Annotated in this window: 24 protein-coding genes and 4 tRNA genes; 17 read left to right on the top strand and 11 right to left on the bottom strand. The window is 64.9% G+C overall.

Translation table 11 applies throughout. The features are described 5' to 3' along the window. Positions 1 to 135 precede the first annotated feature (135 nt). Positions 136 to 220, bottom strand: a tRNA-Tyr gene (locus EG850_RS11570). A gap of 102 nt (positions 221 to 322) precedes the next feature. On the opposite strand from EG850_RS11570, the gene EG850_RS11565 reads away from it, so the two are divergent. The 6 genes from EG850_RS11565 (at position 323) to EG850_RS11540 (ending at position 4,769) form a co-directional block, all read left to right on the top strand. Next, positions 323 to 1,192: an inositol monophosphatase family protein gene (locus EG850_RS11565; protein WP_124973634.1), complete on the top strand. Its 870-nt coding sequence runs from the start codon at positions 323 to 325 to the stop codon at positions 1,190 to 1,192. A 71-nt stretch (positions 1,193 to 1,263) separates the two neighbouring features. Beyond that, positions 1,264 to 2,724, top strand: coding sequence for a M23 family metallopeptidase (locus tag EG850_RS11560; protein WP_124973632.1), 1,461 nt, complete (start codon positions 1,264 to 1,266; stop codon positions 2,722 to 2,724). Positions 2,725 to 2,796: 72 nt separating this feature from the next. Continuing rightward, positions 2,797 to 2,871, top strand: a tRNA-Thr gene (locus EG850_RS11555). 28 nt (positions 2,872 to 2,899) lie between these two features. Beyond that, a tRNA-Met gene (locus EG850_RS11550) sits at positions 2,900 to 2,976 on the top strand. Between the two features lie 127 nt (positions 2,977 to 3,103). Further along, positions 3,104 to 4,327, top strand: coding sequence for a cobalamin-independent methionine synthase II family protein (locus EG850_RS11545; RefSeq protein ID WP_407920592.1), 1,224 nt, complete (start codon positions 3,104 to 3,106; stop codon positions 4,325 to 4,327). 124 nt (positions 4,328 to 4,451) lie between these two features. Next, on the top strand, positions 4,452 to 4,769 hold the full coding sequence (locus EG850_RS11540) for a DUF2853 family protein (protein ID WP_124973629.1): 318 nt from the start codon (positions 4,452 to 4,454) through the stop codon (positions 4,767 to 4,769). 77 nt (positions 4,770 to 4,846) lie between these two features. Here EG850_RS11540 and EG850_RS11535 read toward each other — a convergent pair whose 3' ends face one another. Further along, positions 4,847 to 5,758 carry a LysR family transcriptional regulator gene (locus tag EG850_RS11535; protein ID WP_124973627.1) on the bottom strand — a complete coding sequence of 304 codons (912 nt, stop codon included), beginning with the start codon at positions 5,756 to 5,758 and terminating at the stop codon, positions 4,847 to 4,849. An 86-nt stretch (positions 5,759 to 5,844) separates the two neighbouring features. On the opposite strand from EG850_RS11535, the gene EG850_RS11530 reads away from it, so the two are divergent. Then, positions 5,845 to 7,365, top strand: a complete 1,521-nt coding sequence (locus EG850_RS11530; RefSeq protein ID WP_124973625.1) for an aminotransferase class I/II-fold pyridoxal phosphate-dependent enzyme — start codon at positions 5,845 to 5,847, stop codon at positions 7,363 to 7,365. Between the two features lie 9 nt (positions 7,366 to 7,374). Here the strand turns inward: EG850_RS11530 and EG850_RS11525 are convergent, their stop codons facing one another. The 5 genes from EG850_RS11525 to EG850_RS11505 all read right to left on the bottom strand — a co-directional run bounded on the left by EG850_RS11525 (position 7,375) and on the right by EG850_RS11505 (position 11,741). Further along, entirely contained in the window at positions 7,375 to 8,214 is an 840-nt protein-coding gene (locus tag EG850_RS11525; protein ID WP_124973623.1) for an aspartate dehydrogenase domain-containing protein, read from the bottom strand. Further along, positions 8,211 to 9,977 carry a family 20 glycosylhydrolase gene (locus EG850_RS11520; RefSeq protein ID WP_185715049.1) on the bottom strand — a complete coding sequence of 589 codons (1,767 nt, stop codon included), beginning with the start codon at positions 9,975 to 9,977 and terminating at the stop codon, positions 8,211 to 8,213. The genes EG850_RS11525 and EG850_RS11520 overlap by 4 nt, the downstream gene beginning before the upstream one ends. A gap of 62 nt (positions 9,978 to 10,039) precedes the next feature. Further along, on the bottom strand, positions 10,040 to 10,849 hold the full coding sequence (locus EG850_RS11515; protein WP_124973619.1) for a phosphatase PAP2 family protein: 810 nt from the start codon (positions 10,847 to 10,849) through the stop codon (positions 10,040 to 10,042). 50 nt (positions 10,850 to 10,899) lie between these two features. Next, positions 10,900 to 11,562, bottom strand: coding sequence for an HAD-IA family hydrolase (locus EG850_RS11510; RefSeq protein ID WP_124973617.1), 663 nt, complete (start codon positions 11,560 to 11,562; stop codon positions 10,900 to 10,902). After that, a complete protein-coding gene (locus tag EG850_RS11505; protein WP_124973615.1) occupies positions 11,559 to 11,741 on the bottom strand; it encodes a hypothetical protein in 183 nt (60 codons plus the stop codon). The genes EG850_RS11510 and EG850_RS11505 overlap by 4 nt, the downstream gene beginning before the upstream one ends. Before the next feature lie 184 nt (positions 11,742 to 11,925). Between EG850_RS11505 and EG850_RS11500 the strand changes: the two genes are divergently transcribed. Next, positions 11,926 to 12,831: a class II glutamine amidotransferase gene (locus EG850_RS11500; protein WP_185715048.1), complete on the top strand. Its 906-nt coding sequence runs from the start codon at positions 11,926 to 11,928 to the stop codon at positions 12,829 to 12,831. 142 nt (positions 12,832 to 12,973) lie between these two features. On the opposite strand, the gene EG850_RS11495 is transcribed toward EG850_RS11500, so the two are convergent. After that, entirely contained in the window at positions 12,974 to 13,693 is a 720-nt protein-coding gene (locus EG850_RS11495) for a hypothetical protein (protein WP_124973611.1), read from the bottom strand. A 560-nt stretch (positions 13,694 to 14,253) separates the two neighbouring features. Between EG850_RS11495 and EG850_RS11490 the strand changes: the two genes are divergently transcribed. The 4 genes from EG850_RS11490 to EG850_RS11475 are packed head-to-tail and all read left to right on the top strand — an operon-like array spanning position 14,254 to position 16,947. After that, positions 14,254 to 14,712: an FAS1-like dehydratase domain-containing protein gene (locus tag EG850_RS11490; RefSeq protein ID WP_124973609.1), complete on the top strand. Its 459-nt coding sequence runs from the start codon at positions 14,254 to 14,256 to the stop codon at positions 14,710 to 14,712. Next, complete coding sequence (locus EG850_RS11485; protein ID WP_124973607.1) at positions 14,709 to 15,137, top strand: MaoC/PaaZ C-terminal domain-containing protein; 429 nt, start codon at positions 14,709 to 14,711, stop codon at positions 15,135 to 15,137. Before EG850_RS11490 ends, EG850_RS11485 begins: the two co-directional genes overlap by 4 nt. Beyond that, positions 15,134 to 16,180, top strand: coding sequence for a UDP-N-acetylmuramate dehydrogenase (locus tag EG850_RS11480; RefSeq protein WP_124973605.1), 1,047 nt, complete (start codon positions 15,134 to 15,136; stop codon positions 16,178 to 16,180). Before EG850_RS11485 ends, EG850_RS11480 begins: the two co-directional genes overlap by 4 nt. 2 nt (positions 16,181 to 16,182) lie before the next feature. Further along, entirely contained in the window at positions 16,183 to 16,947 is a 765-nt protein-coding gene (locus EG850_RS11475; protein WP_124973603.1) for a hypothetical protein, read from the top strand. Positions 16,948 to 17,012: 65 nt separating this feature from the next. Here the strand turns inward: EG850_RS11475 and EG850_RS11470 are convergent, their stop codons facing one another. Further along, positions 17,013 to 18,215: a pyridoxal phosphate-dependent aminotransferase gene (locus EG850_RS11470; protein ID WP_124973601.1), complete on the bottom strand. Its 1,203-nt coding sequence runs from the start codon at positions 18,213 to 18,215 to the stop codon at positions 17,013 to 17,015. Between the two features lie 195 nt (positions 18,216 to 18,410). Between EG850_RS11470 and EG850_RS11465 the strand changes: the two genes are divergently transcribed. The 5 genes from EG850_RS11465 (at position 18,411) to rplA (ending at position 21,546) form a co-directional block, all read left to right on the top strand. Further along, a tRNA-Trp gene (locus tag EG850_RS11465) sits at positions 18,411 to 18,483 on the top strand. 177 nt (positions 18,484 to 18,660) lie between these two features. Next, positions 18,661 to 19,176, top strand: a complete 516-nt coding sequence (gene secE / locus EG850_RS13710) for a preprotein translocase subunit SecE (RefSeq protein WP_328588390.1) — start codon at positions 18,661 to 18,663, stop codon at positions 19,174 to 19,176. Positions 19,177 to 19,254: 78 nt separating this feature from the next. Then, on the top strand, positions 19,255 to 20,163 hold the full coding sequence (nusG, locus tag EG850_RS11455; protein ID WP_124973599.1) for a transcription termination/antitermination protein NusG: 909 nt from the start codon (positions 19,255 to 19,257) through the stop codon (positions 20,161 to 20,163). A 139-nt stretch (positions 20,164 to 20,302) separates the two neighbouring features. After that, positions 20,303 to 20,737, top strand: coding sequence for a 50S ribosomal protein L11 (rplK, locus tag EG850_RS11450; protein ID WP_124973597.1), 435 nt, complete (start codon positions 20,303 to 20,305; stop codon positions 20,735 to 20,737). Positions 20,738 to 20,853: 116 nt separating this feature from the next. Next, a complete protein-coding gene (gene rplA, locus EG850_RS11445) occupies positions 20,854 to 21,546 on the top strand; it encodes a 50S ribosomal protein L1 (RefSeq protein ID WP_124973595.1) in 693 nt (230 codons plus the stop codon). A 113-nt stretch (positions 21,547 to 21,659) separates the two neighbouring features. Here the strand turns inward: rplA and EG850_RS11440 are convergent, their stop codons facing one another. Both EG850_RS11440 and EG850_RS11435 read right to left on the bottom strand, forming a co-directional pair. After that, a complete protein-coding gene (locus tag EG850_RS11440; protein WP_124973593.1) occupies positions 21,660 to 22,226 on the bottom strand; it encodes a lipoprotein LpqH in 567 nt (188 codons plus the stop codon). 114 nt (positions 22,227 to 22,340) lie between these two features. Next, complete coding sequence (locus EG850_RS11435) at positions 22,341 to 23,354, bottom strand: NADP-dependent oxidoreductase (RefSeq protein WP_124973591.1); 1,014 nt, start codon at positions 23,352 to 23,354, stop codon at positions 22,341 to 22,343. Between the last annotated feature and the right edge of the window lie 113 nt (positions 23,355 to 23,467).

Genomic DNA, 23,467 nt, shown 5'->3' with positions numbered 1-23,467 from the left:
GCCCGAATCCATCCACTATTTATGGCCGGTAACCCGGAAACCCGAAAGTGTGGCTCGCTGAGAGACGGTGCAGTCTGTGAGGTGGTGGGGATGCGAAAAACCCCGGCAGATGATTCATCTGACCGGGGTCTTGTCTGGTGGCGAGTGAGGGATTCGAACCCCCGAATGCAATGCAGGCTGATTTACAGTCAGCTCCCTTTGGCCGCTTGGGTAACTCGCCGCAGCCGTGCACCAGCGCGTGGCGCACCGATCAAGAGTACACCAGGTCAAGGGCTGTGGATGCATCCGGTCGTTGTTTTGTGCCGCTGATATCGTCCGGGCTGTGACTGACTCGCAACAGCGGCCCCATGACGCCGAACTCCTCGAACTCGCCAGGACTCTCGCCGCGCAGGCGGGGGAGCTGGTCTCACGCCGGCGCCGCGAAGGCGTCGAGGTCGCGGCAACGAAGTCGTCGATCGTGGATGTGGTGACCGCGGCCGATCGGGAATGCGAGGCATTCCTCCGCGCGCGCTTGGCTGAGTTGCGCCCGGAAGATGGATTCTTCGGTGAAGAGAGCGATCCCTCAGCGAGCGCCTCGGGGCTCACTTGGGTTGTTGACCCGATCGATGGCACAGTCAACTACCTCTATGGCGTACCGAACTATGCCGTGTCGATTGCGGTGGTCGAGGGTGACCCGGCTGCCGAGCCGGCCGCCTTCGAGACCATCGCTGGTGTTGTTGCCGCGCCCGACCTGCGCGAAACCTACTCGGCTCGTCGCGGAGCCGGTGCCTGGCGCAACGACGCTCCAATCACTGTTGGTGCGGGGTCGGCGGATATTACGCAGACGCTCGTCGCGACTGGGTATGCCTATGAAGAGGACACGCGCGCACTGCAGGCGTCGATCTGGGCGGGCATTTCGGGAACTGTTCGTGACCTGCGACGGATGGGAGCTGCATCCCTTGATCTCTGCGCAGTTGCTTGCGGTCGCGTGGATGCGTACTTCGAAATTGGTCTGAAGCCGTGGGACTGGGCCGCGGGCGCGTTGATCGCTCGCGAAGCCGGTGCGCAGGTCTTTGGTCACGAATTGGAAACACCTGAGGGGCGGGGTAGACTCGTCGCTGGGCATCCGCGGATCACTGGCGATCTGCAGAAATTGCTCGCGGAGAACACGCCGGACGCGCTGCTCCCATCAGGGGAAACGCGAACTTCGTAACCAATCCTTGTCAAAACCGTGACCTTCTCGTTACACTCGACAAGTCGGAAGTTACGAAGGGTCTTTTACGAATGGCGATTGAGTCCAATGTGCAGCAGCCGCTGACGCGTCGCGAGCTCCGTGAGCTTGAGCGTCAGGCTGAGCGCGAGGCACTCGCTGCCAAGCTCGCAGCAGAAGCTGCTGCAAAGGCAGAAGCCGACAAGCTTGCCGCCGCGAAGGCTGCCAAGGTTGCTGCCGCAGAAGCCGCCGCTGCCGCTGTCGTTACCGACGAAGCCCCCGTATTCCTCTCGCGCCGTGAGCGTCGCGAAGCCGAGCGCGCTGCTGCGACTGTCGCCCTCGAGAAGCTCGAAGCCGCATCCGCCGCTGCAACCGCCCAGGTTGCCGCGAAGATGCCGCAGCTGTTCGCCGAAACTGCGGCGCCGGTCGAGGCTCCGGTCGCCCCGGTCGCTCCGGCTCCCGTGGTGACTGCCCCGGTTGAGTCCGTTGCGCCCGCGGCCCCGACTGCATCGCTTGCTCCGGTCATCTCGCTTGATGAGGTGCGCGCCGCACGCGTCGCCGCGTTCGGCGACGTGCCGACCGCTCCGATCGACGAGCCTGAGCTTGAAGTTGCCGCCGCATTCGCTCGCCAGGGCCGCGAAACGAGCGCCACGCGTGGTCGTCGCATCATGCTTTCGAACCGTCGCAACGCCTCGGCTAGCCGTTTCGGTGGCTCGATGCTCGCGATGAGTTTCCTCGCAGGCACCGTCGTGCTTGGCGCTGGCTCGGCCACCGCCATCGGCGTGATGGGCTCGCAGCAGGCTGAGGCCGAGGCTGAGCAGCTTCCCGAGGCGACGACGGTGCAGCACCTCAGCGTTGCTGTGAACGACACTTCGGCTACCGTCGCGAACCGCGATGGCGAGGCCACCGCGGTCACTGCGATCGGCACCGCTGCCGCTGCGAACCTCGCGACCGGCGTGAAGCTTCCCGACGCAACTGCGTTCACGAACAACATCACCGCGAACGTGCAGTGGCCGTTCCCCATGGGTGTGCAGATCACCGACACCTTTGGTCCGCGCGTCTCGCCGACCTGGGGAGCTTCGGGCATGCACGGCGGCGTCGACTTCACCCCTGGTGAAGGTACGCCCGTTGGCTCCATCGCGGATGGCGTCGTGCTGAGCGTCGACACCGTTGGCAACTCAAGCTACGGCGTAGTTGTCCAGGTGCAGCACGTGATCAACGGTGTCACCGTGACCTCGGTGTACGCACACCTGCAGTCGGGTTCGGTGACCGTCGCGGCCGGACAGACCGTGTCGGTCGGGGACGAGCTCGGCAAGGTGGGCAACACTGGCCTGTCGACCGGCCCGCACCTGCACTTAGAGATTCAGCTCGAAGGCAAGGCTGTGGACCCGCTGTACTTCCTCCAGAAGTTCAACGTGGCCGGCGTTGACACGGCACTGCCGACGTCGTTGGTCAACGTTCCGCTCACCAATGACGCCATGAAGATGGGTGTGGCTGACAGCCACGCGCTCATCGAAAGCACGTTCGGCCAGTAGCCGAGTTGCGCAAGGAGTGCTCCTTAGTGGTAGCATTCTCTGGTGCCTAGCGCGAGACATCGTGCGAATCACGCCCCGATAGCTCAGTGGCAGAGCACTTCCATGGTAAGGAAGGGGTCGTCAGTTCAATCCTGACTCGGGGCTCCATCAGCTGCTTCACCAGCAGTTGAAATCCGGCAGAGTAGCTCAGTTGGTGAGAGCGCACGACTCATAATCGTGAGGTCGCGGGTTCAAGCCCCGCCTCTGCTACCAGACTCGGATACGCTCCGGCCCCTGCGGGTCGGAGCGTTCTGCGTTGCTCATCGAAACCTCGGTGCGCACTCGCGTATTGCAGAACATGACGGCGGCGAAGTATGCGGATGCATCCACTCGGTACGCTCTGGCCATGACCAATTCGCGCATCCGCACCACGCACGTCGGCTCTCTGCCCCGCACTGACCGGCTCCTCGAAGCCAACCGCGCCAACCACGCCGGTGAGATCGACTTCGACACGTTCACGGGCATCCTGCACGAAGAGGTCGTCGACGTCGTGCGTCGACAGCGCGAGATCGGCATCGACATCGTCAACGACGGCGAATATGGCCACCTCATGACCCAGCGCGTCGACTACGGCGGTTGGTGGAACTACTCCTTCACGCGCCTCGGCGGCCTCACCCCCGGTAGCGCCGATCGATGGAAGAACGCCGCCGACGAAGAGGTCATCACCTCCGAGCCCGGCAGGGTGCGGCTCGCGAGCTTCGCGCACCGCCGCGACCGCGCGAAGTTCCTCGACGCCTACCAAGACCCCGACCAGGGCGTGCTCGCAAAGCGTGCCCCGAGCATCCAGCCGTCGATTACCGGCCCGCTCAGCTACATCGGTCAGCAGGCCGTGGATGCAGACGTGCAGGGCCTGCGGGCAGCAATCGACGCCACCGGCGGCGGCCAGGGATTTGTCGCGGCGCTCTCGCCTGGTTCGGCCGCACGCGTGCCGAACGAGTTCTACGCGAGCGACGAAGAGGTTGTCTGGGCTGCGGCCGAAGCGCTCAAGGAGGAATACCGCGCGATCGTCGACGCCGGCTTCATCGTGCAGATTGATGACCCCTCAATCGCTGAGTCGTGGGACCAGGTGGTGCCCGAGCCGAGCGTCGAGGACTACCAGGCGTTCATCCAGGTGCGCATTGACGCGCTCAACCACGCGCTCGAGGGCCTGCCCGAAGACCAGGTGCGCTTCCACCTCTGCTGGGGATCATGGCACGGTCCGCACACGACCGACATCGAGTTCCGCCACTTGATCGAGCAGATGCTCACCATCACCGCCGGGTCGTACTCGTTTGAGGCGGCCAACGCGCGACACGAGCACGAGTGGTCGATCTGGCGCGAACATGAGCTTCCCGAAGGCAAGTTCATCGTGCCAGGACTCGTCTCGCACGCGACCAATGTGGTCGAGCATCCCGAACTCGTGGCCGAGCGCATTGAGAAGTTTGCCTCGGTTGTCGGCCCCGATCGGGTCATTGCGTCGACCGACTGTGGTCTTGGCGGGCGCATCCACCCCGACATTGCATGGGCGAAGCTCGAGGCCCTCACCGAGGGCGCACGCATCGCCAGCGAGCGGCTCTACGGCTAGGGATGCACGCATGTTGTTGTGGGTTCGCTGAGACCTTGTCCCGGGGCTCGTTGGAGGTCACCTCACGGTTCTAATCTGGCGGTAAGTGGCACACGAGGTGCCCGATGCGCTAAGGAGACGCGTCATGGTTGACCACGCTGCAAACATCAAGAAGTACGACGCGAAAGCAGATGACGCGGTTATCGCGAGCATGCTCAAGACCTACCGCCTCGTGCTCAGCAAGCCCGACTCCGCACTTGTCTCGTTCACCGATGCGGCTGAAGTTGAGCGCGTGCGAAACAACTTCGTGAAGAAGAAGCTCGGCGTCACCGACTCGAACGAGGAGATCGACGCAGCCATCGCCAAGGTGGGCGAGCAGCTCAAGGGCGATCGCCGCAAGGACCGCCTCGTGGTCTACTACCTCCTCGCCAAGCACTACAAGAAGCTCGACGTCTTCGCCTGATCTCAGCCAAACCACCGGTGCCCTCGAAGTAGCCGCTTCGAGGGCACCGGTGCGTTTCCGGCTGGTGTGCCGGCGTGCTAGGCCGCCGCGATCTCGCGAAGGGCCGCCGCGACTTCGTTGACCACCGCATCCGCCCGTTCGACCGCAAGCACAGTGTCGCGACGCAGCGGCGCCCCCGCGATGGGCACGGCACGCACCCGACCGTCGCGCCCCGCGTCCGCTCGCTGCGCCACCGACTCGGGCACTACCGCGACGAACAGCCCCGCGGCAATCATGTCGATCGTCGCCGGGTAGTCGTCAGACCGCATCCCAATTACCGGTTCGAAGCCCTCGTCATGACAGCGGCGCAGCACCGAGGCGTCGACCGGGTCGCGGTCACCAGCGCCGAACGCCCAGCGATCATCGGCGCAGGCACGCAGTGCGGTGGCTTCGTGCACCGGGTGGGTGTGTGGCACGAGCAGACGCATCGGCTCGGAGTTGAGTAGGAAGCGCTCGCGCGTGCGCGGCAGCGTGTCATCGTCGGGACCGGCGGTGAAGATCACGGCGAGATCGAGCATCCCGCCATCGAGCTGTTCGACGAGCGCGCCGGTTTCGTCGAGCGTGACCGCAAGGTCGATATCGCTGCCGGCGAAGCGTTCGAGCAGCGGCGGGATGAGCACGGTGCCGGCGGTTGGGTACGCGCCGATGCGCACGCGTTGGCGGCGATGCCGCACCCACTCGTGTGCGGCGCTCACGGTCTCTTGGGCGAGCGCAAGCACCTGGCGGATGCGTGGCAGCAACAGTTCGCCGAGCTCGGTCGGCTGCGTGCCGCGCGGGCTGCGTTCGAGCAATGGCGCGCTGATGAGCCGCTCAAGGCCACGCAGATGGTGGTCGACGGTGGGATGACTCCAGCCGAGTGCGGTGGCGGCGGTCGAAACCGAACCGTGCTCGGCGACGGCAACGAAGGCGCGTAGTCCGCGGAGGTCGAGGGCAGCGAGGTCGGGATTCATGCGTCTATTGTGCCTTCATAGTGACTATGAAGGCATCTCGAGAAGTTGCCATTCCTGCTTGCAAGCAGAAGCAATACCTTTGCTCCATGACTCTCGCCTTTGACGCGCCAACCAACGGGCTGCACTTCGACTCTGCTTCCGTAACTGCCGGCGCTCCGTACGCCCAAGCGGTCAACGAGCATGCGTCGCGCAACCCGCTCGCGTTCTATGTGCCGGGTCACGGCGCAAACGCTGGTGGTGCCGGAGCGAGCCTCGCAGAGTTCTTTGGCAGCCGCGCGCTGCAGCTCGACGTGCCGCCGCTTGTTGACGGTATTGATGTGGGCGAAGAATCTCCCCGCGCCGAAGCCATGCGACTTGCCGCTGAGGCCTGGGGCGCGCGTCGCACCTGGTTCCTCACGAACGGCTCGACGCAGGGCAACCGCACCGCCGCGCTCGCAGTTCGTGGCCTCGGTCGTGATGTGCTCATGCAGCGCAGCGCTCACTCGAGCTTCGTTGACGGCATCATCCTCGCGGGCCTGCGCCCCGGCTTCGTGCGCCCGACGGTCGACACCGACCTCGGGATCGCCCACGGTGTCACCCCCGAGTCGGTCGAGCGCGCCTTTGCCGAGCACCCGGGCAAGCCTGTCGCCGTTTACATCGTCACGCCGAGCTACTTTGGTGCCGTCGCCGATGTGCCCGCAATCGCTGAGGTCGTGCACGCCCACGGCGCCGCGCTCATCGTTGACGCGGCCTGGGGCGCTCACTTTGGCTTCCACCCGGAGCTGCCCGAGTCACCGCTACGTCAGGGTGCCGACATTGCGATCATGTCGACGCACAAGCTCACGAGCTCGCTCACGCAATCGGCCATGCTGCACCTCGGTGACGGCCCGTACGCCGATGTGCTCGAGCCGCTCATCGACCGCGCATTTGGCACGACCGCATCGACAAGCGAATCGAGCCTCCTGCTCGCCTCGCTTGACCTAGCGCGCCGCGACCTCTCTTCGGGTGCAGGCTTCTACGAGGAGTCGATTCGTAACGCCGAGCGCGCCCGCGAGATGACCCGCCTCGATGGCCGGTTCCCGGTCGTTTCCGATGGCTTTGGCGAGTTTGAGGACATCGTCGCGACCGATCCCTTCCGCATCCCAATGGACATTCGCTCGACCGGCCTCGACGGCCACACGGTGCGCAACCGCCTCGCGCGCGAGTTCGACATTCTCGTCGAGATGGCGACCGCGTCGACGATCGTGCTCGTCGTTGGCTTCGGGAAGAGCCCCGACCTGCGGCCGCTGCTGCGCGCCTTGGATGCGCTGACGCTACCTGAGCAGGACCGCACTGCTGCCGTCGAGTTGCCGCCGCTGCCGAAGGCCGGCGAGATGCGGATGCTGCCCCGCGATGCATTCTTTGCTGAGACTGAGCTCGTGCCAGTTGCTGAGGCGATTGGCCGCGTGTCGGCGGCGTCGCTTGCTGCCTACCCGCCCGGGATTCCGAACGTGCTGCCCGGTGAAGAGATCACTCAGCGCGTCGTCGAGTTTCTGCAGGCGGCGGCCACGGCCCCCGGTGGCTATGTGCGTGGTGCGGCGGACCCGGCGGTCGAGCACATGCTCGTGGTGGCTCGCGAGGATCACTAACGCCGAGCGCTAACGACGGGCCAGCCACGAGCGCACATCGTGCGCGACCGACATTGACGTGAGCCCGCTCGTGCGCGGGTTCACCGGGCTCGGGTTGCTTTGAATGACGAATTCGAAGTTGCCCGCCGTGCCGCTTGCTGTGATGTCGTGGCGTGACTGGGTTGCGTCCGGGTCGGCGAGGAGTTCGACGCGCACGCGCCCCAGCGACCGCACGAGTGCCTCGGCCTGCGCTTCTGGTGGTGCAGTCGGTGATTCGCCGCGCGTCGCCCACGACAGCGCGACGGCGATATTCACGTTGGCCGGGAAGAGCTCGATGGCGCGCGCCGGGCCGCCCGAGAACACGGTGATCGGTTCGTCGCCGGGCGCAAGCGCGATGATGCGGGCCTTCTCGTCGTCGCTCATCCACGGTTGCACAATGGCTTTGGCGAGTTTGCGGGTGCGAATTTGCACCTCATCGAGCCCACCAGATTCGGCGGCTGCGGCGAGCACATCGAAGCCGCCGATCGCGCCGTTCGTGATGACGAGGTCGGGGATGCGCAGTAGCGTCTCGCGCCCCTCGGCTTCGGCGAGGATGCCGATGCTCGCGAGGAGGAGCGCGCGCACTTTGCCGAGTTCGGGCAGGAGCTCGCGAGTTGCCCGCACTCCGGCACATTCGACGACGAGGTCGGCCTCGGCAAAGAGTTCGGCGGCGTGATCGGTGCCGAGCACGGGGTAACTCGCCTCGTGTTCTTCTGGGCGACGCGCAAGGGCACCGACGATGTCAACCTTGCCCGCTTCGATCTCGGGCGCGAGGTGCTCGACAAGCGAGCGGCCAATGGTGCCGTGGCCAATGAGGGCGATGCGAGTCATGGTGTGGTCCTCCTAGAGCGGCGCAGGCCGATGGCCGCGACGAGTCCGATGAGCGCGAGCGCGCCAATGATGATGCCTGCGACGAGTGCTGGTGGGGTGGTCGAATCGACCACGCTTGGCGGCGCAGCCGAGCCCGGGGGCAGTGGGGCGGGTGTGGGCGTGGGCGTGGGTGTTACAGGGAGCGGTGTGGGTGCTGGTGCGGCGAGCACGGGTGCCGGGCCGATGCTCTCGAGCCGCTGCGCGAAGGCATCCCAGATCAATGGCGAATCTGGGTTTGCGAGCTTCTCAGCGAACGCAGCAATAGGTGTGCGCACGGCGGCCACGACCTCATCGGCACTGAGCGCCTCGGGAATATCGCTCCAGATCGCGAACATGCCACCGCGCACTTGAGCGTGATCGCCAGCGAACTCGTAGGGCATCGTCGAGTTCGCGGGGAACACTCCCGCATGCCAGCTGTCGAGGATGCGTTCGCCGGTGGGGTAGGCATAGCCCACGCGCTCGCCGAGCACGAAGTAGAGGTACTCGTCGTTGACGTTGAGCAGGGAGTATCCCTGGTCGAGGAAGGTCGCTGCGGGCACCGAGCCTGCGGGACGTTGCGTCCAATACGCCACCTCGATGTCGGGGTCGAGCGTCACGAACGCAGCTCGGAGCATCCCATCGCTCCACACGCGGGCGGAATAGCCGTAGTTGCCAAGGAGTGCCGCGATGTCGTTCACGAACTGGGTCTGCGCGTCGTAGGCCGTCGCGCCGCTGCCGAATTGCGAGGCGGCCCAGGCGTCGAGCGTCGCGACTTCGCTCGAGTCGCCAAAATCAACGAACTCGTCGGCGCCGATGTTCCACTTCCCCGGTTCAAAGAGCGCGGCGTACTCGCCGATGAGGTCGTGCACGAACTCGACCGCCGCGGTGTTCGTAATGTCGAGCGCACCGAACACCTCGCCCCCACCGCTATCGAGCAAGCGGAACTCGGGATGCACGTCGAGCACATGCTCGAGGTGCCCCGGCATGCCGAGCGAGGGGGTGATGCGAATGTACAGCTCGGCCGCGAATTCAATGAGTTCGCGCACCTCAGCTTGCGTGTAGACCGTCGCCGACTCGATCTCTGGATGCGTCGTTGATTCGATCGCGAATCCCTCGAACTCTGAGAAGTGGAACTCGAGCTCGTTCAGCCCGACCCAACTCATGTCACGCAGAAGCTGCTTGATGGTCTCGACCGGGTAGTACTTGCGGGCCACATCGAGGTGCACGGCCAGCACAGGCGACCCGGTCGCATAGGTGAACGTGCCTTCGGGCCACGCGCCCGCAGCGACGAGCTGTTGCAGCATGACGCGCGTAAGGCGGAAGTGTCCGGGGGCATCGGGTGCGTGTAGCACTGCGCCGGCACCGATCTCGAGGGTCGGGTCCCCCGGGGCGATGGTGATCCTGAGATCGCGCGCGGTCGCATCGGTCGCATCCGAGTAGCCGAGCACTTCGGGCGCCACCGGCATCACGCCGAGTTCGACGAGTTGCGCTGCGAGCCGCCGTGCCTCGGACACGACGTCAGCATCGGCATCAGCGGGCACCAGGATGCGGGTGCTCGCGTCGGGCGCCCAGCTCGACTGACTGGGTGCGGCGAGCGTCGGCTGCGGCAATGTTGCGATGTCGAGGGGCGCCGGAGGAAGCGTCGCCGAGGTGCTTGCCGTGGCCGGAGACACCCCGAACAACGCCAGCCCACAGGCAAGCACCACAATCACCGCCAGGGTGGCGGGGCGGAGTCGGGGGAGCATCCGGGCTCGCATACCGACACCATACGCAGACCCTCCGACATCGGGCGAGGAAGTGGCCGGAGCTAGTGCGCAGCCCGCTTCTTCCGGTACTCGCGCACCGTCGAAAACGTTTGATGACCGAGAATCACCACGCCCGCCCAGGCGGCTCCGAGGGCCATGGCGCCAACGACATCGGTGAGCCAGTGGTGGCCGAGATAAATGCGACTCCACGCCACGGCGAGGACGAACACGAAGCATCCCGCATAGGCAACGATGCGCCAGGCAAGTTGGTCGATCTGCAGGAAGCAGCAGTACGCAACGATGAGCAGAATCACCGCGGCATTGAGGGTGTGCCCACTCGGAAACGAGGGCGACGATTCAAAGGGTGGCAGCGCATCCGATTGCGGCGGCCGATCGCGACCCGCGGCCGTCTTGAGCGTCGTTGTGAGCAGGAGCGAACCTCCCGCCGCGATGGCGACAAGTAGCAGCGGTCGCCAACTGCGCGCAGTGACGCAGAGCAGCGTCGCGAGCGCGGCGGCGAAGATCGGCATACCGATCTTGCCTGCGAGCTCCGTGATCACAGTCAGGATGCCGGTAAGCCAGCCATCGCGGGAGGCGATCGCCCACTCGTGCACCGGAATATCGAGCTGTTGGGTTCGCGTCGCATCGCGCGACCACTCCCAAACCTCATCGAACGAACTCAGCGCGGCGGCGACGATAAGCAGGCCCACCGCGAGCGTGGCCGTGAGCGTCGCCCAGGGGCCGAGCCACCTCGCGACCGGCCCGAGCACCCGCGCCACCCAGCCCGGGTGATCGCGCGACTTCGGGTCGGCAAGCGCATCAGCGACGGCTTCAGCGCGACGTGATTCTTCAGCGCGTGGTTCCGAATGCATCCCGTCACCCTACGCGCGACCTGCCTGGCCTGCGCTGGTGCCGCGGCGAATTAAGCCGGGATGCGCAGGAGTAATTCGCCGCTCTTGCGCGGTTCGATCTCGACGTCGCGCCAATCGGTGATGCGGGGGAGGCCCTCGGCTTCAGGGCCGTCGAAGTCGCCGACGACCACGGCGTACGCGCCCGAGTCGCGCACCGATTGCAGGCCTGCGGCAGAATCCTCGAAGCCGGCGAGTGTCGCTGGCGACATGCCGAGGAGGTCTGCACCCAGCAAGAACGGCTCGGGATGCGGCTTGCCGTTGGTCACGCGCTCGACCGTGATGCGTGCATCCGGAATCGCGACGTTCGCGGCCCCAAAGCGAATCTCGGCGAGATCGTGCGGGGCGGAGGTGACGAGGGCGTGCGGCAGGCCGGCGGCGCGGACGCGCTGGATGAAATCGCCAGCGCCGGGAATCTCGACGACGCCGTCGGTGCGCACGAGTCCTTGACCCTCGAGTTCATTGCGGATGCGCCAGCGCTCGGCATCGTCAGTGTCGGGGAGGAGCTCGCGGAGCGTCTCGATGGTCGGGCGGCCGTGCGAAATGTCGAGGATGTGGGCGGCGTCGAGGCCGTGCGCGTCGGCGAACTCGGTCCAAATCTCCTCGACGAGCGCGTTCGAGTTGACGAGCGTGCCGTCCATATCGAGCAGGATGCCGGTAACAATGAGTTCGGTCATTTGCGAAGTCGATTCCGTCGAAGGGTGCGCACCACGATGGCCGTGAACGCGACGGCAACGATGATGCCGCCCACCCACCAGAGCGCCGGGTCCGACGCGGCGGCACCGGATGCGGGCGCTGGGGTTTCTGCGGTGCCTTGAGCACCGAGGTGGATGAGGAAGTTCTGCAACGTGGTCATGGCCTCTCTATGGTCGCACTTGTAGTTGACAGTGCATCCTGTCGGTGTTGTGGTGTGCGCTGGCGGCGGAATATGACTGCGGAAGTCGCCCACCCGTGCGCGGATGCGGGCACAGTGGGAGGATGGACGGAATGTCGCGCGCCTGAAGTGGGCGTGCATCCACGCAGCGAGGAGGAACACCGCTATGTGCCGTTTGTTCGCCTACGCCGCACCTCGAGAGACCACTGTCTCGGAGGTGATCGGCGCAGAAAACGCCGAGGCCTTCCAGCAGATGACCACGGTCCACAATGATGGCTGGGGCACCGCGTGGCTTGCCGCTGGTCCCGGTGAGTCGAACCCCGAGGTGGAATCGCTGCGCATTTCGACTCCGGGTCAGCACGATCCGCTGCTCACTTCGGCGCTGCGTGAGGGTGCTTCGCTCGCGCGCCTCGTGCACCTGCGGCTTGCGACTGACCAGCACAAGCGCACGAAGGTGAACACGCATCCCTTCGTTGCTGACGGTATTGCGTTTGCGCACAACGGGTCCATTATTCCGGTCGAGCGCTTCGCTGATTTGCTGCACCCGGATGCGTACGACGAGATCGAGGGTACGACCGACTCGGAGCTCTACTTTGCGCTGCTGCGCCAGACGGTGCGTGAGGTTGACGGCACGGTCGGCGATGGTGTGGTGCGGACGCTGCAGATTCTGCGCGGTGCCTTTCCCGAGGCGAGCCTCAACGCGGTGGTGCTCACTGATCGCGAGCTGATCGTGGTGCACGCGAACTCGACGGCGCGCGTGCACGACGCGACGTTTAGGTCGTATGGCATTGACCCGGCCGAGTTGCCGATCGACCACAACGAGAACTATTACAAGCTGGCCATGCTGCAGATGAACGATGGCACTACCGTGTTCTCATCGACGGGCATCGATCTTGCGGGGTGGACGCGCATCCCCGATGACACCATCACGCGGATCGACCTCGACACGCTCGAGCTCTCGCAGCGCAAGATCTTTGGCCTGCGCGAGACGGCTACCCGCCGCGACCACGCCGCGCTCAACGACTCGACGATCGACGAGCTCGCGCTGCGCCGCTCGCGCCGCGCGGGTTAGCCCGCTCGCGGCCGAGTTCGCGACAAACCGGACCCTTCATGACAAACCCGACCCATGCATGGGTCGGGTTTGTCATGAAGGCTCGTATCAAGGGTCAGGTTTGTCACAAGGGCTCAGGGATGCGCCGTATCAACGCATCGATTCAGGCGGCGAGCGACCTCACCTGCGCGAATAGCGGTGAAAAATCGGGTGCCACCCGGCGACGTGGTGTGCCCTGTCGATAGCTTCCGCGCAGGGGTGGCAGGCTTTTGCCAATCTCGAGCGCCCTGTTGACCGTGTCGACCAACCGGATCGGATCTTTGAGCAACTCTGAACCCCAGCGCGCGAACTGCCAACCCTGATTTCGGATGTCAGTTTCGCGATCTTTCTCGGCAAAGATCGCGTCAGTGGCAGTAACCCCTGGGGCGAGCAGTTCACCGTACTTGCTGCGCCCGTCATACTCTCCGATCGTTGCAAACGCCGGCCAGCCGAGGTCTCCGCGTCCCAGCAGGTTGCCTCGATCGTCAAGCACCTCAAGTTGTGGAGTGGGTGCGGGAACACCGAAGCGCAACAAGATCGAACGGCTTCGCGACTCGGTGGGACTTTCGCTTAGGAGGGATGCGTGCTCTCGAAGCCGCCGCATCCCTTGGGCATGTCGTGAGCCTGAGGGGATTTCCGAGAGGTCGACGCCCAGATGGAGCGCCATGTCGGCCGCGGCGAGGAGATCATCCGGGCCGAGAACCTCGTGCAAGTCCCGCAACGTGCGATGCAGCGACGTTGCGCGGATGCCGTGAACCGTGACGATTTCGTCCTCGCTTAACTCCCCATCGCGCACCCTTAACCAGCGAGAACCTGTGCCGCCTGAAGCGCGGGTAACCGTCACTGGCACTCGACAGTGCTTCCAGGGAACGGGGAGTCCGTGGAGCAGAGCCGCGCTTACGCCACTGACGACCGAGGTCGAGAGCGTGTGGGAGAGTGCGGCAAGTCGGATCACGTGCTTGAGGTCTGAAGTGAGCGAGTCAGGGTTGGTTCCTTCGGGATCGAGGTAGACGCCGCGATACACCTGCATGATTTCGCCGCGTTGCGCACGCGAGCGCAGTCGTTTGGCGCTGACCTGATCTCGGGATTCGTGTGCCGCGTAGAGCATTCGCATGCGCACAGTTCACTGCATCCCGGTATTGCGGAGCCAAGATATCGGTGGGTCTGTGGATAGACCTCGACTCGGTGAGCTGTGCATAGTCGAGAAGCGTGGTGGCATACCTGACCCTTCCCGCCAAACCCGACCCGTAGAAGGGTCAGGTTTGGCCGGAAGGCTCGCAACAAGGGTCAGGTTCGTCACGAAGGCTCAAGCTTCGCCGCGCATCACTGCTCGGCGCGACGTCAACCCCCGCATCAGCCCACTCGCTGACGCCCGGCTCAGCGCCACTCACTAAGCTGGCCACTGTGACCGTGAATCCAGAACTTGCTGGGCGCCGCTTCCGGCTACCCGAGCCCTACCTCGTTGGCCGCGAGCATGTGCGCGACTTCGCGCGCACGGTGCTCGCCACCAACCCCATCCACTTTGATGTCGCCGCCGCCCAAGCAGCTGGCTACCTAGACATCGTCGCCCCCGCGACCTACGGCGCTGTGCTCCAAGACCGCGCCATGCAGCTCATGCTGCAAGACGAGCTCGTCGACTTCGAGCTCAAGCAGATCGTGCACGGTGACGAGCGCTTCAGCTTCGAGCGCCAGATTGTCGCCGGGGATGAGCTCACCGCCGAGCTCGAGATCACCGGCGTGCGCGCACTCGGCGCGAACAGCATGATCACCGCCGCGACCACCTTCACGGATGCAGCGGGCAACACCGTCGTGACCGGCACCGCGACCCTCGTTGTCGGCGCACCGCAGGGAGCAGACTCATGAGCGCGATCGACCTCAGCAATGCAGCCAAGGGCGACCTCGTCGCCGAACGCACCCTGCACTTCACGCGCGACACGCTCGTGCGTTACGCCGGTGCATCCGGCGACTTCAATCCGATCCACTACCGCGACGACATTGCCGCCGAAGTTGGCCTGCCGGGTGTGCTCGCCCACGGCATGCTCACTATGGGCGCCGCAATCCAGCCGGTTGTCGATGCGCTCGGTGATCCGGGCCGCGTTGTCGACTACCAGGTGCGCTTCACCCGGCCGGTCGTCGTTGCCCCGAACGAAGCTGCTGAAGTCACGGTCACGGCAACCGTCGGCGAACCCGCCGGTGACGACGGCATTGGCCGCATCGACCTCGCGGTGATCTACGACGGCAAGGCCGTTCTCGGCAAGGCTCAGGTGCGCGCCCGGTTCACCGCATGACCACCTTCGCCGAGCTCACCACCACCCGCGTCTCGCAGGCCGAGGCGAACCTCATTGCGCCCGAAACGCGCGAAGAACTCATCGACGCCTACCTCGAGATCACGAGCAGTGAGGCGCCACACCTCATCATCGCTGGCGGTTCGAACACCGTCGTTGCCGATGAGGGCTTCCCGGGCACCGTGCTCGCGATTCGCACTCGCGGCATCGAGCGCGAAAAAGACGGCGACAGCATCCTCATTCGTGCCGAAGCGGGCGAGCAGTGGGCGGCGCTCGTCAACCAAACGGTGAACGAGGGGCTGTCGGGCATCGAGGCGCTCGCAGGCATCCCCGGATCGGTCGGCGCAGCACCGGTGCAGAACATCGGCGCCTACGGGCAAGAAATCGCCGATGTGCTCGAACGCATCGAACTGCTCGATGCCGAAACCGGCGAGGTGTCCCGGCTCAGCGCCGAAGAACTCGGCCTCGGCTACCGCACCTCAAGCCTCAAGCGAGGCGAACACCGCGGTCTCGTACTCCGCGTCGAGCTGCGCCTCACCCCGGTGCCGCAGGGCGAGGGCGCGCCGGTCAAGTACGCGCAGCTCGCAAAGGCTCTTGGCGTCGAACTCGGCGAGCGCGTCGACGTCACGGCGCAACGGGATGCGGTGCTCGCGCTGCGTGCCTCAAAGGGCATGGTGCTCAACCCCGACGACACCGACACCTATTCGACCGGCTCGTTCTTCATGAATCCGATCGTGCGCCACGAGTTCGCGCGCGATTTACCGGCCGACGCGCCACGGTTCGCCGCGGGCGAGGATGAAGCGGGCAACGAGCTCGTCAAGCTCTCGGCCGCCTGGCTCATCGACCACGCCGGGGTGCACAAGGGTTTCTCGTTGCCGGGCTCGGGGGCCGCGATTTCGTCGAAGCACACGCTCGCGATCACGAATCACCAGGATGCATCGGCCACCGAAATCGCCGAACTCGCGCGCTTCGTGGTGATGCGGGTAATGCAGGAATTCGGGGTCGTCTTGCGTCCCGAAGCCAACCTCATCGGGCTCGAGTTGTAGCGATGAGCCCGCGCGACTACGAATTCACGCCGCCGCCTCCGCGCAATAAGAAGGCGTCGGCTCCAGAAGTCGCACCACTCACGCGGCGGCGCATGCCGCTCGGGCTCCTCATCGCATCCATCATCGCGAGCGCCACAGCACTCGCGCTCATTGTCGCCATCTCAGTGATTTGGGGACCCGCCTCGCAACCGCAGGCGCTTGACCGGCCGAGCGAGAGCGCATCCGGGCCCACGAGCCCCGGCGATACCCGCACGCCCGCACCGACGACCTCGCCCGAGCCGGTGACGCCGGGCAGCTATGTGCCAATCACGCAGAACGCGCAGTTCACGCAGGGCCTCACGATCGTGCCGCCGGATGTGGGGGACTGGTACACCTTCGACATCTCGAACCGTCCCGACCAGTTCAGTGCGAACCGCAAGGACTATTCGGCGCAGATCGAGGTGTGGCAGACCGACCTGTTCACCTCGCCGCAATCAGACCAATCGCTCTCGCAATCGCAGCTACACCGCATCGATGACGAGTGCCGTAGCTCGGTACAGCTTTCGGGCGGTGTCGGAATCTACGTGCTCACCGGCAGCGATGGCACGCAGCTCGAATTGCTCGGTCAGCGCGGTACGCACTGCGAAGGCGGCGAGATTCTGCTCATCGAGCGGCTCATGCCGCATTCGGGCACGCGCATCCACATTGTGCTGTGGACCTCGAAGGGGCTCGACAACGACCCAGAGGTAATGGAGCTCCTCTACAAGGTCACGTTCACGGTGCCGTAGCGGTGCCGAAACGAATATGCCCCGCGTCAGATGCTGACGCGGGGCAAATTCGTGGATGCGAAGGCTTAGGCCTCAGCGAACAGCTGCTGGAGGCGCAGCACACCTTCGAGGAGCTGGTCGTCGCCGAGCGCGTAGCTCAGGCGCACATAGCCCGAGGGGCCGAACGCTTCACCCGGAACGACGGCGACCTCAGCCTTGTCGAGGATGTAGTCGGCGAGTTCGAGCGAGGTGTTGATGACGCGGCCGTCGTATTCCTTGCCGAGAAGCGCGGAGACATCGGCGTAGACGTAGAAGGCGCCCTCGGGGGTCGGCAGCTTGAAGCCGGGCACCTTGCTGAGCTCTTCCACCATGAGCTTGCGGCGACGGTCGAAGGCGAGGCGGAACTCTTCGATCGGTTCCATCGGGCCGGTGAGAGCGGCGAGGGCGGCACGCTGGGCGATGTTGTTCACATTGCTCGTGAGGTGCGATTGCAGGTTGGCGGCGCCGGCGATGACGTCGGCGGGGCCGACCATCCAGCCCACGCGCCAGCCGGTCATCGCGAACGACTTCGCGACACCGTTGACGAGGATGCACTTGTTGTCGAGCGTGGGCACGGCTTCGACGATCGAGGTTGCCTTGACGCCGCCGTAGGTGAGGTTCTGGTAGATCTCGTCGGCGATGACCCAGATGCCCTTGGCGTCGGCCCATTCGCCGATCGCCTTGGTCTCTTCGGGGGTGTAGACGGCGCCGGTCGGGTTCGACGGCGAGACGAACATCATCGCCTTCGTCTTCGGGGTGTAGGCGGCTTCGAGCTGCTCGGGCGTGACCTTGTAGTCCTGGTCGGCGCCGGCGAAGACCTCAACGGTGGTGCCACCGGCGAGCTTGATCACCTCGGGGTAGGTGGTCCAGGCGGGAGTCGGCAGCAACACCTCGTCGCCGTCACCGACGACGGTGAGGATCGCCTGGAAGACCGACTGCTTGCCACCGTTGGTGACGAGGATGCGGCTCGCGGGCACATCGAGGCCCGAGTCGCGGCGGGTCTTCGCAGCGATCGCATCGCGCAGTTCGGGCAGGCCCGGGTTGGCGGTGTACTTGTGGTTCTTTGGGTCGCGCACGGCCGCAAGTGCGGCCTCGACGACGTGCTCAGGCGTGGCGAAGTCGGGCTCACCAGCGGCGTAGGAGATGACGGGGCGGCCCTCGGCCTTGAGAGCCTTCGCCTTGCCATCGACCTTGAGAGTCGCGGACGGCGCAATGGCGGCGATGCGCGGAGAAAGACGTGAATCGGTCATGCCTGCCAGCCTAGTGGGGAAGGTGAACGCGATTCATCTATGTGGGTGCACAGTGCGTGAAAGGCAAGGTGTGCGGATGCCTACTTCGAGGGCCCCAGTGCGTGAAGTTGGTGCGCTGAGGCCCTCGAAGCGTGAGGCAGGTGGCGAACAACCCTGCGGATGCTCTAAACTGCTGAAGTTGCCGAGAGGCAATTTAGGGCGGTAGCTCAATTGGCAGAGCAGCGGTCTCCAAAACCGCAGGTTGCAGGTTCAAGTCCTGTCCGCCCTGCACTTACCTGGCCGGGATCCTCACGAGGGAGCCCGGCCGGGTTGCTTTCCAGCGGCCAATTCCCCCGCAATGGACGCGGCGCATCCACTTGGCGTAAGCTGTCCAGGTTGCCGAACGGCATCATGTGGCGTGCCCAAAAACTTTGGGTGACCGCATCCATCTTCGAAGGGACAACGCGTGGCGACTGGCACGTCGAACGACGAGCGGGACGACGACCTCACCGAGCCGATCGGCGACGACGTCGACGCAAGCGACGCGGATCTCGAAGCTGAGGCAGACGCCGACGCCGAGGATGCGGACGAGACAGTCGCGAGCGAAGCCGCGGCGGCAAAGCCCGCCCGCGACAAGAAGGCTGCCGTGAAGTCGCCCGAGAAGAAGTCGGCAGAGGCGAAAACCGCCGAGAAGAAGACGGTCGCCAAGACTCCGGCCAAGAAGGACGCTAAGAGCGAGCCCGCGGGCATCGCCAAGTTCCTTCGCGAGGTCGGCGTCGAACTGAAGAAGGTCGTCACCCCCACCCGCAAGGAACTGTGGCGCTACGTTGCCGTCGTGCTCGGCTTCCTCGTCGTGATGATGCTCATCGTCACCGGCCTCGACTTCATCTTCGGCTTCGTGTCGAGCTGGGTGTTCGGCAACGGCACCGAGCTCTTCCCCGCAGGTCCGGCACCGATCGAGCCCGTGCCGACAACGCCGTAGCCCGGCGCATCCCGAAACATCTGCGTCCGCGAGGCCAGGCCCCGACGCATCCAGACCATCGAAACGAGAAGAATTACCGTGGCTGACCAGAACCTCTCCGACCCGAACAAGCTCTACGCCGCAGCCGAAGAGCAGGATTCCGAGGTGCACGAGGCGCAGGAAGGCGACCGCGTCGAACTCGACGCGCAGGCCGCCGTCGACGCGATCGACGTTGCCGACGCCGAGTATGACGACGAGAGCGACGAGGCCGAGCTCACGAGCGAACTCGACGACCCCGAGGTCGACGCCATCGTCAACGACGTGCTCGACATTGACACCGACGAAGAGGCTGCCGCCAGTGCCGCCGCCACGCAGGACGAGGCCGAAGACGAGGTCGACCCCTACGAGGAGTTCAAGAAGGACCTCCGTCGTCGCCCCGGCAAGTGGTACGTGATTCACACCTACGCGGGCTTCGAGCGCAAGGTGCGCGAGAACCTCGGCCAGCGCGCCCAGACCATGGATGTGGAAGACGACATCTATGAGATCCAGGTGCCGATGGAAGACGTTGTCGAGATCAAGAAGGGTCAGCGCAAGATGGTGACCCGCGTGCGCATCCCGGGCTACGTGCTCGTGCGCATGAACCTCACCGAGGACACCTGGTCGGTCGTGCGTCACACCCCGGGCGTCACCGGCTTTGTGGGCAACGCCCACAACCCGACGCCGCTGCGCTTCAACGAAGCCTTCGACATGCTCAAGAGCCTCGTCGAGGTCACCGACACCGCAACGAAGCCCGGCGCCAAGGTCAAGGGCGGCGCGACCGCGCAGCCCGTCACCGAGGTCGACTTCGAAATCGGCGAGACGATCACGATCAAGGAAGGCTCGTTCGAGGGCCTCAACGGCACGATCACCGAGATCAACACCGCCGCCGGCAAGCTCACCGTGCTGGTGTCGCTTTTCGGTCGCGAGACCCCGGTCGAACTCGCGTTCAACCAGGTCACGAAGCTCTAGCCTCAAACGGCTGAGTTCGCTAGAATTAGCAGGTTTGCATCCTGCAACGTGGGATGCAGTAAAGCACCGCACGTCGGAGATGCCGACGGCGCGGGAGAGGGATGCCTCGCAGCATCCACTCGCATGAAAGGGAAAACACATGGCACCGAAGAAGAAGGTCACGGGTCTGATCAAGCTGCAGATCCAGGCCGGCGCCGCTAACCCCGCCCCGCCGGTTGGTCCGGCGCTCGGTCAGCACGGCGTCAACATCATGGAATTCTGCAAGGCGTACAACGCCGCCACGGAGTCGCAGCGCGGCAACGTGATTCCGGTCGAGATCACCGTCTACGAGGACCGCTCGTTCACGTTCGTCCTCAAGACCCCGCCCGCCGCGGAGCTCATCAAGAAGGCTGCCGGCGTCAAGAAGGGCTCGGGCGTCCCGCACACCAACAAGGTCGGCAAGATGACCATGGACCAGTGCCGCGAGATCGCTGAGACCAAGAAGAACGACCTCAACGCGAACGACATCGAGGCCGGTGCGCTCATCATCGCCGGTACCGCCCGCTCCATGGGCATCGAGGTCACCGGCAACTAGCCGACCACTCGCGTCGGCTCGACTGCAGGGCCGCGAACTCTGCAGCCGGCGCACCACTTGCATCGCGGGAGAGCCCGCCTGGCTCGCACACCGCACACTCTTGTTAGGAGCAAAACATGGCACAGAAGTCCAAGGCGTACCGCGCCGCGGCAGAGAAGATCGAAGAGGGCAAGGTCTACGACCTCGCGCAGGCTGCAGAGCTTGCGAAGGAGACCGCTTCGACCAAGTTTGACAGCACCGTTGAGGTCGCAATGCGCCTCGGCGTTGACCCCCGTAAGGCGGACCAGATGGTGCGCGGCACCGTTAACCTGCCCAACGGCACCGGTAAGACCGCGCGCGTCATCGTGTTCGCGCAGGGCCCGGCCGCTGAGGCTGCGCTCGCCGCTGGCGCCGACGAGGTCGGCACCGACGAACTCATCAACAAGGTCGCTGGCGGCTGGACCGACTTCGACTCGGCCGTCGCCACCCCCGACATGATGGGTAAGGTCGGTCGCCTCGGTAAGGTGCTCGGTCCCCGCGGCCTCATGCCGAACCCGAAGACCGGCACCGTGACCCCGGATGCGGCCAAGGCCGTGACCGACATCAAGGGCGGCAAGATCGAGTTCCGCGTCGACAAGCACGCCAACGTGCACTTCATCGTCGGCAAGGCGTCGTTCCCGGCTGAGAAGCTCGAAGAGAACCTCCGCGCCGCGGTGAGCGAGGTCGTTCGCCTCAAGCCCGCATCGGCCAAGGGCCGCTACGTGCAGAAGGCTGTCGTTTCGACCACCTTCGGCCCGTCGATTCCGCTCGACGTGTCGGCGCTCAGCTAGAAGCTAGTTTCTGCTCACATCTGTGAGCCAAAACACTGAGTGGGAGTCCCCAGGGACTCCCACTCAGTGTTTTCGCTCGTAGTTGCGCGCAATATTGAGCGCGACGCTACGAACTAGTTGCAGGTGGCAACGATTTCGAACGTCTTGGTTTCAACCGAGGTCGGATTGCTCATGTCGGCAGCCATCGCCTCACCCGAGACAGTGTAGGTGTTGCCGTCGACGGTGGCGTTGGCCGAACCCATGCCTGACTCCGGGGCGAATGCAACGGTGGTGCCGTCGGTCTGGATAATTGTCGCGCCCTCAACGGTCAACGGGTCGCCGAGCTTGATGATGGCAGCGATCGCAGTGTCCGTGGTGGTGTCGGGGGCTGCGATAGCGATGTTGACCTTGCCGTCCAGCTCAGTGCAAGCAACGGTGGCGTTCTCGATTTCGACCTTGATGCCGTCGAGGGTGGCGCTCCACTCGCCGCCAACCGACGTGTTCGCACCGCCGGTCGACTCTTCGGTCTCGGCCGACTCTTCGGCACCGGTGTTGGCTGCCTCAGTCGACGCGGTGTCAGCTTGAGCCGGCGCGGTGTCGGCGGGGGTAGCGTCGTTGCCGCCCGAGCAGGCGGTCAGCGCACTCGCGCTAAGCAGCGCAATTGCAAGAGCAGAAATCAGTCGGGGGGTAGTGAGCTTCATGCGAAATCCCTATCTCAGTTTGGGCAGCGTAGATGTACACTGCCTCGCACCACCCTATCGATTGGATGCAGTCCAGTCACTTCTGAACACTAGTGATCTAGTCGCGCAAGCGAGCTAAACCCGCAGGTCGAGCACGACCTTGCCGCGGGTATGGCCTGACTCGACCCGCTCGTGGGCGGCGGCGGCCTCGGCAAGCGGGTACACCGCATCCACGTGCACCTGCAGGTCACCCTGGTCGAAGAGTTGCGCAAGTGTCGTGAGGATGCGGCCTTCGGGCGAGAGCTTGAGGCCAGTCGCCTTGAGATCGCGGTCGGCGGCGGCGACCTCATCATGCATCGTCGGCCAGGAGCCCGTCGGCACATTGATCACGAGTCCGCCATCGAGCAACACCTTGAGTGAACGCGAGCCGGTGTCGTCGGCGACGTTGCCGATAAGGTCGATGACCACATCCACGGGCTCAATGACCTCTTCGAAACGCTCGTTGCGATAGTCGACGACCTGGTCGGCCCCGAGTGAGCGCAGCCACTCGTGATTGCGCTCGGATGCGGTGGTCACCACCTCAGCGCCGTAGAAGTGCGCGAGCTGCACCGCGAAGTGGCCCACCCCGCCAGCACCAGCGTGGATGAGCACGCGCTGACCCGTGTGCACGCGCCCCACCTCGACCACGGCCCACCAGGCGGTGAGGGCCGCAAGCGGCACGGCGCCAGCCTCGATCATTGACAGCGACTTGGGCTTCCGGGCAATCGACTGCAGCGGCACAGAGACGAAATCAGCTTGCGATCCCTGATAGTGCGGCGAGAGCAGCATCCCCCACACTTCGTCGCCCGGCTGAAACTCGCAGAGCTCATACGGTGCCCGTACGACCACACCCGCGAACTCACCACCGAGCACGAACGGATGCGTGACCAACGCCGACATCCCCTGTCCACGTCGAGTCTTCACCTCGATGGGGTTCACTCCCGAGGCGAACACCCGCACGAGTAGGTCGCTATTCGCAACAGGAGGCAGCGGCATGTCGGTGACGTCGAGCACTTCAGTGCCGCCGACGCCGGTGGCGACGAGGGCGCGCGTGTGGTCGCCGGCGGGTTGCAGGGCGTCGAGATCGGTGGCCGTGGTCGTTTCGCTCATGACGTTCAGCCTGACAGGTGCGCCTGGATGCACCGCTAATTCACCGTCTGACCTGGCCTATTGCAGAGAATCTTGCACTTAACTCAAACTTCCACCCTTCCATGATGCTGAGT

Source organism: Gulosibacter macacae, assembly GCF_003865375.1.
GTDB lineage: Bacteria > Actinomycetota > Actinomycetes > Actinomycetales > Microbacteriaceae > Gulosibacter > Gulosibacter macacae.
This window is presented reverse-complemented; position numbering and strand designations above follow the sequence as displayed.